The organism is Mycobacterium sp. (assembly GCF_032162105.1).
GTDB lineage: Bacteria > Actinomycetota > Actinomycetes > Mycobacteriales > Mycobacteriaceae > Mycobacterium.
In genome coordinates, this window is record NZ_JAVRPS010000188.1 from 1 (window position 1) to 4,172 (window position 4,172).

The following is a 4,172-nucleotide window of genomic DNA, read 5'->3' on the forward strand; positions in this document are numbered from 1 at the left end:
GCCACGCAGATGGCATGACAGTTCTGCTGACCGCGACGGCCCGCCCGACCGGCCCCCAACGGGCCGATGCCACCGTCGGCGTCGGCCACGTCGCCGACTGTCTGTGCGACTCCGCCACCACCCCAGCCCACCAGCGTTAGGCACCCTCGATGGACATTCCCCTTCACCCCAAGGTGGTCACCGAAATCGCGCGTGGCCGAGAGTTTCTCGACCGAATCCGGTCGGCGCGCCGCACCATCGCGGGGCTGCGTGTCACGGTGCCTTGCCCCGATGGTGACAACGAGATCGTGTTGGCCGGCGACGGCATGGTCGTCGATGCCACCTTCGCCGAGGACGTCTTCGACCGCTACCCCGGCGACGAGCTCGGCGCGCTGCTTCTGGCGATGTCCCAGGAGGGATTCGCCCAGGTGTCGACGAAGGTCACCGCTGAGGTGGCCGGCGTCCTGGAGCAGCGATGATCGACCGCGACGCGCTGGATTTGTTCACCAGCAGCTGCGCCGCTCTGGGCGTAGAGGTATTCGGCCGGCGCCAGGTGGCCGACAAGCGCCAAGCGCGCGTCGGTTTCGAGCGGTTGACTGCCCAGTACCCCGACCTGTGCGACGGGTGGCTGGGCCTGGCCGCCAGCGGCGCCGATGATCGCGGGGTTGTGGAGAGCGCCTACCGCGCGATCGAGACCGCCGGGGAGTTGATCGCCGCGTCCGACGTCGCCGTCGACGCCGTGGACTTTCCGTTCGACACCGGCCTGTACATCCAGCTGCATGCGCGCGGTGGCGACGGCGTGATCATGGCGTGCGCCGCGGCCCGCGCGAACGACGGCGACTACGGCGCCGCCCGGGACCTCCTCGAGGATCGCGTGCTGGCCGCTGCACCGCTGTATGGCGGCTGGGTGCTGGCGGTCATCTTCTTTCGCGCCAAACGTTGGCAGGACGTGCGGCGAGTGTTGGCGCCGCTGATCCCGCAGGCCCGCAACGACGCCTACCTCTCACAGGCGATGTCGGTCGCTCACGGTCTTTCGGCTGCCTATCTGGGGCTGTGGGAGCCAGCGTTCGATCAGCTGAACACCCAAGGGCAGGGACCCATCGCCGCGGCCAGCGCTGAGGCGCTTTTGGCGGCTGCGCTGTCGGCCCGGTCGCTGGGCCGAGCCGACACCGCCACCGCGCTGCTCAACGAGGCCTACGCGGTCACCGGGATCCAAGACAACGTGCGCACGACCATCGCCACCGCTCTCAGCGATGCGGGCTACGGCATCCACCCCACCACCGCGGCGCGCATCGACGCGCGCACTGACTACTGGGACGCCGACACCGAGCCAGGAGAGCGCGACTTCACTCGCCAGCTCGGCTCGGCCCGCCGCGAGGAACTCAACGCCGAGGCTGACGCCGAATTGGCCGAGTTCATCGGCATGGCCGACGTCAAGGAACAGATCGCCCGGCTGGAAGCCAGCGTGCGCGCCGACAAGGCCCGTGAGGCACGCGGCCTTCCGGTGCGCCACAAGTCGCTGCACCTGGTGCTCAAGGGACCGCCGGGCACCGGCAAGACGACGATCGCGCGGGTGATCGCCAAGAAGTTGTGCGCTGCCGACGTGCTGCCGGCGGAGACGTTCGTCGAAACCGGCCGCGCCGATCTCGTCGACCGGGTGATCGGCGGCTCCGAGGGCAAGATCAAGGCGATCATCGACGGCATCATCGACAACGGCGGCGGCGTGCTGTTCATTGACGAGGCCTACGCACTGACCGCCTCCGGTTCGGACAACGACTTCGGTCCGATGGTGATCGCAGAACTATTGCGCGCCATGGTCAATCACTCCGACAAGCTGATGGTCATCGCGGCCGGCTACGCCGACAAGATGCAGGAGTTCCTCGACTCCAACGATGGGCTGCGTTCTCGGTTCACCCGCGGCATCACGCTGCCGTCCTACAGCGTCGATGAGCTGGTCGAGATCACCGTTCGCAAGGCCAACACGGGCGGCAGCATCTTCGAAGACGCCAAACCACTGCGCCAGGCCTACACCGAGTTGACTGCCACTACCGCGGTGGACACCACCGGGCGGCGCCGACGCGCGCTCGACGTGCTGGGCAACGCCCGGTTCGCGGAGAACCTCATCGGGTTCGCCGAGGAGGAGCGAGATCACCGCCTGGGCCTGGCCGGCACACTCGATGACCCTGAGGCCACCGACGAAGCGCTGCAGACGATCACCGGTGAGGATCTGCGCGCCGCGGTGGCCCGCGAACTCGACCGGGCCGAGAAAGAACAACACATCGAGCTGTCCAGAGGTGCGACGGGAGTTGTGCAGTGACGACCCCACCGAAGCCTCGGCGCGGGTTCAAGTCCAAGAGTTCGGAGCCTGGCGGGCCGACCTCGGCGCGGACCCGCCCGTGGGGATTCGTCACCAAGCACCAAATCTCGGGGTGGCGTTTCCTGATCCGGCGGATCAGCAACGGCGTCGCGCTGCGCGACACCCGCATGCTGACCGATCCGCTGCGGCGCCAGGGTCGCGCATTGAGCGTCGGGCTGATGCTGGGGGCGATCCTGTTGGCCGGCGCGTTCATTCTGTCGGTGCTGCGGCCGGCCGGCGCCAGCGGAAACCAAGCGATTCTGGCCGAACGGAACACCAACGCGCTGTACGTGAAGATCGACGACCAGCTGCACCCGGTGCTCAACCTCGCCAGCGCGCGGCTGATCGTGGGCAAGGCCGACAACCCGACCGTGGTCAAGTCCGGCGAGATCGACAAGTTTCCGCTGAGCAACACAGTGGGCATCCCGAATGCCCCCTCGCGCATGGTGCAGAACCCCAGCCGCGACGCGCGCTGGATGGTCTGCAACGCCGTAGGCGGGCCCAATGTCGGCACCACCGTCATTTCCGGTGACCCCGTGCCCGGGCCCGGGCATGCTGTGCCGCTGCCGGACTCCTCGGCGATTCTGGCCACCGAGGGCAAAACCACGTGGCTGATCTGGGGCACCAAGCGCAGTGAAATCGATCTGAACAACTCGGCGGTTACTGCCGCCGTCGGCATCGACGTCGACACCCCCAGTCCGCGGTCGATCGACCGTGGACTGCTCAACCTGATCCCGGAATCGCCGCCGCTGGTGGTCCCCTTCATCGCCAACGCCGGCGATCCGCCCCGCTTCCCGTGGCCCGTTCCCGGCGAGGCGGCCCCGCTGGTGGGATCGGTGGTCGTCGACCGCGGCGAGAACAACCAGCTGCGCTACTACGTGGTCACTGCTGAAGGGATACAGCCGATCTCGCCGGTCGTGGCGACCATCCTGCGCGCCAACGACGCCTATGGATTGGTCGAGCCGCCGGCGCTGACCCCCGATCAGATCGCCAAGGCCCCCAAGGCCGACCCCATCCCGGTGGAGGACTACCCGGCCAACCCGCTGCAAGTCCTCGACCCGACGACCGACCCGGTGGCGTGCGGGCAATGGGCGAAACTCGACGGCGCACCGACGTCGAGCCTGACCCTGCTGGCCGGCCAATCGTTGCCCGTCGCCGCCGACGCCAAGACGGTCCAGCTCACCGGCGCCGGACCCACCACCGCCCAGCGGGCACTGCTGCCGAAGGGCACCGGCTACTTCGTGCAGGTCACCGGGCAACAGCCAGCATCGACCACCAAGGAGTCGGTGTTCTGGATCTCAGACCTCGGCGTGCGCTACGGCATGGAAGCCGCGCAGACCCCAGGCGCTGGGGGCAGTCCGGCCGAAGCGCTCGGCATGACCGCCGAACCCTTACCGATCCCCTGGTCGTTACTGAGCCTGTTCACCCCGGGTCCCACCTTGTCCAAAGACGATGCGCTGGTAGCGCACTAACGAAAAGAACAGCGATGCGAGCGAGATTCCCTCAACGGCGGCGCGTGATAGGCCCCCAGCGCGCCGACAAGACCTTCACCCTCGAGCCGCCGCCCGAACTGCCGCGCACCATCGAAGTCAGCGCCTGGAAGAAGGCCCTGCCCTGGGTGTTCGGCATCGTCATCGTCGGCATGGTCGCCATGATGTTCATCATGGGGTTCCGCCAGATGAACCCCATGTACCTGTTCTTCATGGCGATGATGGGCATCGCGCTGTTCTCCTCGATGCAAAGCCAGGGCGGCAACGCCGAAATGTCCACCGCCGAGGTGAATTCCGAACGCGCTGAGTATCTTCGCTACCTGTCCGACAAGACCGAAGACATCCGT

4 protein-coding genes are annotated in these 4,172 nt (G+C 67.5%); all 4 read left to right on the forward strand.

From position 1 onward, the window contains the following. Positions 1 to 149 precede the first annotated feature (149 nt). A complete protein-coding gene (locus tag QOC69_RS09825; protein ID WP_526438834.1) occupies positions 150 to 458 on the forward strand; it encodes a hypothetical protein in 309 nt (102 codons plus the stop codon). Continuing rightward, positions 455 to 2,296 carry a type VII secretion AAA-ATPase EccA gene (gene eccA, locus QOC69_RS09830; protein WP_526438836.1) on the forward strand — a complete coding sequence of 614 codons (1,842 nt, stop codon included), beginning with the start codon at positions 455 to 457 and terminating at the stop codon, positions 2,294 to 2,296. Before QOC69_RS09825 ends, eccA begins: the two co-directional genes overlap by 4 nt. Continuing rightward, entirely contained in the window at positions 2,293 to 3,807 is a 1,515-nt protein-coding gene (gene eccB, locus QOC69_RS09835) for a type VII secretion protein EccB (RefSeq protein WP_526438839.1), read from the forward strand. The genes eccA and eccB overlap by 4 nt, the downstream gene beginning before the upstream one ends. 44 nt (positions 3,808 to 3,851) lie before the next feature. Next, positions 3,852 to 4,172 (forward strand): hypothetical protein (locus QOC69_RS09840; RefSeq protein WP_526438841.1); only part of this gene is annotated, 321 nt, incomplete at its 3' end.

Coding starts and splice junctions, on each gene's coding strand:
- eccA (WP_526438836.1), top strand. CDS start 455: ATGATCGACCGCGACGCGCTGGATTTGTTCACCAGCAGCTGCGCCGCT.
- QOC69_RS09825 (WP_526438834.1), top strand. CDS start 150: ATGGACATTCCCCTTCACCCCAAGGTGGTCACCGAAATCGCGCGTGGC.